Source organism: Limnobaculum eriocheiris (assembly GCF_021010575.1).
Taxonomy (GTDB): Bacteria; Pseudomonadota; Gammaproteobacteria; order Enterobacterales; family Enterobacteriaceae; genus Limnobaculum; species Limnobaculum eriocheiris.
Genome location: NZ_JAJNAG010000077.1, coordinates 1 through 6,596, shown reverse-complemented (window position 1 = coordinate 6,596; position 6,596 = coordinate 1). Strand labels below are relative to the sequence as shown.

The window sequence follows — 6,596 nt, the reverse complement described above, 5'->3', positions numbered from 1 at the left end:
AACCCATCTTAAACGGTTGACCCGCAAGACTATCTGCTTCTCAAAGTCAGAAGAAATGCACGATAAGATCATCGGATGGTATCTGACGATCAATCATTACCACTAAATCTGCGTCACGACCGAATTTACTCTCATATATCATTGTTTTATATACTTCTTTTATTTAAGTGAATATTAAAGGTATACTCTCTGAATATTTCAGTGCGTCACCTAATGAGAAAACAGTAACCGCAACATGAAACAACAGGCAACCCCCATCCTTACGTCATTATTAGATACCGATGCCTATAAGCTGCACATGCAGCAAGCCGTTTTTCATCGCTATCGTAATACCACTGTGGTCGCGGAGTTTCGCTGTCGCAGCGAAGATCTTCTGGGTGAATATGCAGACGAAATTCGCCAACAGATATCATTGATTCGTGATTTGGCATTAACTGAAGATGAATACCAATATCTGGCCTCCCTGCCCTTTTTCCAGCAGGATTATCTCAACTGGTTAAAAACCTTTCGCTTCAATCCGGCTCAGGTGCAGGTCAGTAATGAGAAAGGACGATTGAAAGTTCGTATTACCGGCCTTTGGTATGAAGCCATTCTGTGGGAAGTTCCGCTGTTAGCGGTAATTAGCGAAACCATACACCGCCACAGAACGCCGGATATTGGCAGCGAACAGGCAATTTCGCATTTAAAAGAGAAACTAACCCGTTTCCGTCAGGATTATGCCGATACCGATCTGTCACAATTCAGAATTTCTGATTTTGGTACGCGCCGTCGCTATAGCAAAGCGGTTCAGCAAGACATCGTTGCGCTGTTACAGCAAGAGTTCTCTCCCTATATGGCAGGAACCAGCAATTACGACCTGGCTCGTCGCCTGAATCTTTCGCCAATAGGAACTCAGGCCCATGAGTGGTTTCAGGCTTTTCAACAGATAAGCCCGGTGCTGGCTAACAGCCAACGTGCTGCACTACAGGGCTGGCTGGATGAGTATCCGGATCTGTTAGGAATCGCGTTAACAGACTGCATTACTATGGATGCTTTCTTACGTGATTTTGCTATTCAGTTTGCCAGCCAGTATGAAGGTTTAAGGCATGATTCTGGCGATCCATTTGAATGGGGCGAAAAAGCCATCGCCCACTATCAGAATCTCGGCATCGATCCATTAACTAAAATGTTAGTGTTTTCTGATAACCTCAATTTGGATAAGGCTCTGGCGCTATACAAACGTTTTCATACCCGCATTAAGCTGGTTTTTGGTATTGGAACACGACTGACCTGCGACATACCCAATGTCAGCCCGCTGAATATCGTCATAAAACTGATTCAGTGTAATGGTAAACCAGTGGCTAAACTGTCAGACAGCCCGGGGAAAACCATCTGTCAGGATAAAGCGTTTGTCAAAGCATTACATAAAGCCTTCAATTTACCGCTGGTGAAACGTGATAGCTGATTTAGCAAATTAATACAGTAAATAAAAAGAAAAGCCGCCTTTCTATTGTAAAAAGGCGGCTTTTTTTAGTACCTTTATCAATTACCCCGACATTCAATAAGTCATCAGGTTAAAAGCACTTCTGTTTTTAACTGAATGACCGATGTGATGTGACGGAGATTGCTGTTTTCTGTCTGTCAGTTAATATGCAGCGCGTAATTAAGAGTCGGAATGCCACAAAAAGCGGCCCGAAATAAAATTCAGATAATTTAACATCATATAGAGAGAAATTTATGAGCGTAGTGCCTGTAGTCGACGTACTGCAAGGCCGTGCTGCGGTTGACAGCGAAGTCACCGTACGCGGTTGGGTACGTACCCGGCGTGATTCTAAAGCCGGTATATCCTTTCTGACCGTTTATGACGGTTCGTGCTTTAATCCATTACAGGCTGTCATCAATAATTCTCTGCCTAATTATCAGGATGAAGTGTTACGCCTGACTACCGGTTGTTCCGTCATTATTACCGGCAAAGTCACGGCATCACCGGGCGAAGGTCAATCTTTTGAATTGCAGGCGACTGACGTTCAGGTAACCGGCTGGATTGACGATCCGGACACTTATCCAATGGCGGCTAAACGTCATACCATTGAATATCTGCGTGAAGTTGCTCACCTACGCCCACGTACCAATATTATTGGTGCAGTAGCTCGCGTCAGACACACGCTTGCACAAGCGATTCACCGCTTCTTTGATGAGCAGGGGTATTTCTGGGTATCCACGCCTATTATTACCGCTGCCGATACGGAAGGTGCCGGTGAAATGTTCCGCGTTTCTACGCTGGATCTGGAAAACCTGCCGCGTAACGATAAAGGTTTGGTTGATTTCAATCAGGACTTCTTCGGCAGCGAGTCATTCCTGACGGTATCAGGTCAGTTAAACGGCGAAACCTACGCCTGTGCGTTATCCAAAATTTATACTTTTGGTCCGACGTTCCGCGCAGAAAACTCCAACACCAGTCGCCATCTGGCTGAATTCTGGATGGTTGAACCGGAAGTCGCTTTCGCAACCCTGAACGATATTGCCGCACTAGCCGAAAGTATGCTGAAGTATGTTTTCAAAGCGGTTTTAGAAGAGCGCGCTGATGATATGGCCTTCTTTGCGGAACGCGTAGACAGTGAAGCGATTTCTCGCCTGGAAAAATTTGTAACGTCTGACTTTGCTCAGGTTGACTATACCGATGCGATCGACATTCTGATTAACAGCGGTCAGAGCTTTGAAAACCCGGTAAGCTGGGGTATTGACCTCTCTTCTGAGCATGAGCGCTATTTGGCCGAGAAGCACTTCAAAGCGCCAGTAGTAGTTAAAAACTATCCAAAAGATATTAAAGCTTTCTATATGCGTATGAATGAAGATGGTAAAACCGTTGCAGCAATGGACGTTTTGGCCCCTGGCATCGGCGAAATTATTGGTGGTTCTCAACGTGAAGAGCGTCTGGAACAGTTTGACCGCCGCCTGGCTGAATTAGGTATGAATAAAGAAGATTACAGCTGGTATCGTGACCTGCGCCGCTACGGCACAGTGCCACATGCAGGTTTTGGTTTAGGCTTTGAACGTTTAATTGCTTATGTGACCGGAGTACAAAACGTACGTGACGTTATTCCGTTCCCGAGAACGCCAAGAAACGTCTCTTTCTAAAACCTACAGAAATTGACTAAATTTCACTCAAAAAACAAAAGGCCAGCAATTTTGGCCTTTTGTTTTTTAAAAATTAGATGCTTCTCACAAAGTTCAATTGGATTCACATCTGGAAATACCTATTTTCCGCTTGTAACTTCTTTAGGATATTAGTAGCATTTAGAGGCTAGATTAACTGCCTTGCGAATGAAAAACTGCGGGTGGCTTAAAAAATGGCATCAACGTTTACCAACTATAAAGTTGGAAGCAGTGGCAGGTGTCAGACAATTCCAATGAGGGAAGTTAATAAAATGATGAAACGTAAAATTTTAGCAGTGGTCGTACCAGCTCTGTTAGTTGCTGGTGCAGCAAACGCAGCAGAAGTATATAACAAAGATGGTAACAAGTTAGACGTTACCGGCAAGATTCAGGGTTCTCACTATTTCACTGATAACAAAGGCAACGATGGCGACAAAACTTACGCTCGTTTCGGTCTGCGTGGTGAAACTCAAGTTAATGATCAATTAGTTGGTTATGGTTACTACCAAACCGAAATGTTTGCAGATAAATCTGAAAGCAGCGGTAAAAACTCACAGAAAACCCGTTATGCATATGCTGGCTTAAAGATGGGTGATGCAGGTTCTTTCGACTATGGTCGTAACAGCGGTGTTGTTTATGATATCGGTGCGTGGACCGATGTGCTGCCAGAACTTGGTGGCGATACATTCCAACACACTGATACATTCATGAACCAGCGTGCTGGTAACCTGGCTACTTATCGTAACAAAAACTTCTTTGGTTTGGTTGATGGCCTGAAATTTGCCGTTCAATACCAAGGCCGCAATGACGGTAGCGACCGTAATGCCGTTGACCGTAACGGTGATGGCTGGGGTATTTCTTCTGCTTATGAATTAGGCAATGGTCTGTCTCTTGGTGCAGCATATTCTTCATCTGACCGTACTGATACGCAAAGTGCTCCAACACCGGCAGGTTCTGGTTATGCTTCGGGTGACCGTGCTGATGCTGCTGTTGGCGGCATCAAATACGATGCTAACAACGTTTATTTAGCAGCTATGTATAGCCAAACTTATAACATGACCAAACATGGCAATGTTACTGCAAACAAAACTCAGAACGTTGAAGTTGTAGCTCAATACCTGTTCGATTTTGGCTTACAACCATCTTTAGCTTACCTGCAATCTAAAGGTAAAGATTTAGATTTCGTTGGTTATAATAACGAAGACCTGATGAAGTATGTTGATGTTGGTGCTACTTACTACTTCAACAAAAACATCTCCACTAAAGTTGACTACAAAATCAACCTGCTGGATGACAACGGCTTCACAACTGCTGCTGGCATCAACACTGATGACGTAGTAGCTGTAGGTATCGTTTACCAGTTCTAATTCATCTTATTTGATGATATGTAATAGGCACTCTTCGGAGTGCCTTTTTAATGCATAATATAAACTGTTCGATAAAATAACCCGTTTGATTATTAGATTTTTCAATATATCTACCGGCTTTATAGTTTTAATTACTTTTTCAGTCTAAACCATTGTCAAACCCAATTAATTAGCGTTAATCTGGCTATACTTCTGCTTTTCTCCATTAATCTGATTCATGGAAGTCATCAACTATGTTTGAACATATTAAAGCTGCGCCCGCTGACCCGATATTAGGATTGGGAGAGCTATATAACGCTGAAACCCGCCCAAGTAAAATCAACCTAGGTATTGGGGTATATAAAGACGAAACCGGCCAAACGCCGGTTCTTGAAAGCGTAAAAAAAGCAGAACAGTATCTGCTGGAAAATGAAAAAACCAAAAACTACCTTGGTATTGCAGGTATTCCGGCATTCGCCACCTGTACTCAGGAGTTATTATTTGGTGCAGGTAATTCAATTATCAGCGAGAAACGTGCTCGCACAGCTCAGGCCCTAGGCGGTACCGGTGCCTTACGTATTGCAGCAGACTTTATCGCTTCCAATACCAATGTGAAACGCGTCTGGATCAGTAATCCAACCTGGCCAAATCATAAAAATGTGTTTCAGGCTGCCGGATTAGAAACGCCAGAATATACTTACTACAATGCCGAAGAACACGCTTTAGATTTCGACGGTATGTTAGCCAGCTTAGATAAAGCTCAGGCGGGTGATGTGGTGCTGTTTCACGGCTGCTGCCATAACCCTACCGGAATAGATCCAACGGTTGAGCAATGGCAGAAACTGGCAGAGCTGTCTGCCGAGCGCGGTTGGTTACCACTGTTTGACTTCGCCTATCAGGGTTTTGCTAATGGCCTCGAAGAAGATGCTCAGGGTTTACGCCTGTTTGCCGCAACTCATTCAGAACTGATTGTTGCCAGTTCTTTCTCCAAAAACTTTGGTTTGTATAATGAGCGTGTAGGTGCTTTTACTCTGGTAGCGACAGATAGCGAAACCGCAGAACGTTCATTCAGTCAGGTGAAGTCGGTTATTCGCGCTAACTACTCTAACCCTCCTGCCCATGGTGCTTCTATTGTTGCCACCATTCTGAGCAACCCTACTCTGCGCGCTACCTGGGAGCAAGAACTGACAGATATGCGCCAGCGTATCCATCGTATGCGTCAGCTGTTTGTTAATACGCTACAGGAAAAAGGCGCTCAACAGGACTTTAGCTTTATTATTCAGCAAAACGGTATGTTCTCCTTCAGTGGTCTGACTCAAGAGCAGGTGCTGCGTTTGAGAAGCGATTATGCTATCTATGCAGTCAACTCTGGCCGGATTAACGTTGCCGGGATGACGCTGGATAATATGGCTCCACTGTGTGAGGCGATTGTTGCGGTGCTGTAGGCCGGAATAATGGTTTAATTGATTAATGGGACAGTTATTTTGATGACTGGCCCATTATTTATCTACCCTTTCAAACTCAGTTGCAAGTGGTATCAAGCGCTATAAATAAGGCTGTCATTTTCTCTTGCAGGATGAACTGTAGCGACTCTTTTACCGGGGCTTCATCCACTTTTACGACTGCCGTTATCAGGGCAAGGCACTGCTCTGCCAGTTCCAGTGGATCGTTTGCGCCAGGTTCGATTGAGTTAAGCATAAGAGATTACCTCGCTTAACGGAGAACCGGCTAAAACTGAGGATCGTTTACCCGATCCTGATCGAAAATTGGATCTGATGACAAGTATAAATTTAGGTTGAGTTTGGGTATGCTGTTTAGTAGCCATAATGTTACCTTTCTTAACGTTGTGGTTAGAAACCCCGTTAGTGTTACCGCACTGCGGGGTTTTGCTTTTTGGCAGCGAGTAAACCCGCCTGCCCTGCCACAGTATATTTATACAGCGATGGGGTCAATTGATGGGTAGGGGTTTTCGTGGGGGAATTTGGAATTTTGACTGCGCGCCGGTTTGCAGACGGGTTCCACTCAATGCGATATTCTGTCCGGCGCTGACGTTACCCTCCAGCGCCAGATGGCCTCCCTCAAGGCTGACGTCTGTTAAACCTGTTACACGGGAAG

Annotated in this window: 6 protein-coding genes; 5 read left to right on the top strand and 1 reads right to left on the bottom strand. The window is 44.6% G+C overall.

The window, feature by feature from the left end; all coding sequences use genetic code 11:
* The 5 genes from LPW36_RS17325 to LPW36_RS17305 form a co-directional block, all read left to right on the top strand.
* Positions 1-106, top strand: a 106-nt coding sequence (locus LPW36_RS17325; protein WP_230609480.1) for an IS1 family transposase, incomplete at its 5' end; no start/stop codon positions are given.
* A 129-nt stretch (positions 107-235) separates the two neighbouring features.
* Entirely contained in the window at positions 236-1,444 is a 1,209-nt protein-coding gene (gene pncB / locus LPW36_RS17320; RefSeq protein ID WP_230611823.1) for a nicotinate phosphoribosyltransferase, read from the top strand.
* Positions 1,445-1,716: 272 nt separating this feature from the next.
* A complete protein-coding gene (gene asnS, locus LPW36_RS17315) occupies positions 1,717-3,117 on the top strand; it encodes an asparagine--tRNA ligase (RefSeq protein WP_230611822.1) in 1,401 nt (466 codons plus the stop codon).
* Positions 3,118-3,410: 293 nt separating this feature from the next.
* Positions 3,411-4,502, top strand: coding sequence for a porin OmpC (ompC, locus tag LPW36_RS17310; RefSeq protein ID WP_230611824.1), 1,092 nt, complete (start codon positions 3,411-3,413; stop codon positions 4,500-4,502).
* A gap of 233 nt (positions 4,503-4,735) precedes the next feature.
* Positions 4,736-5,926, top strand: a complete 1,191-nt coding sequence (locus LPW36_RS17305) for an amino acid aminotransferase (RefSeq protein ID WP_230611821.1) — start codon at positions 4,736-4,738, stop codon at positions 5,924-5,926.
* A 76-nt stretch (positions 5,927-6,002) separates the two neighbouring features.
* Here the strand turns inward: LPW36_RS17305 and LPW36_RS17300 are convergent, their stop codons facing one another.
* On the bottom strand, positions 6,003-6,179 hold the full coding sequence (locus LPW36_RS17300) for a hypothetical protein (RefSeq protein WP_230611819.1): 177 nt from the start codon (positions 6,177-6,179) through the stop codon (positions 6,003-6,005).
* Positions 6,180-6,596: the final 417 nt, after the last annotated feature.

Coding starts and splice junctions, on each gene's coding strand:
- pncB (WP_230611823.1), top strand. CDS start 236: ATGAAACAACAGGCAACCCCCATCCTTACGTCATTATTAGATACCGAT.
- asnS (WP_230611822.1), top strand. CDS start 1,717: ATGAGCGTAGTGCCTGTAGTCGACGTACTGCAAGGCCGTGCTGCGGTT.
- ompC (WP_230611824.1), top strand. CDS start 3,411: ATGAAACGTAAAATTTTAGCAGTGGTCGTACCAGCTCTGTTAGTTGCT.
- LPW36_RS17305 (WP_230611821.1), top strand. CDS start 4,736: ATGTTTGAACATATTAAAGCTGCGCCCGCTGACCCGATATTAGGATTG.
- LPW36_RS17300 (WP_230611819.1), bottom strand. CDS start 6,179: ATGCTTAACTCAATCGAACCTGGCGCAAACGATCCACTGGAACTGGCA.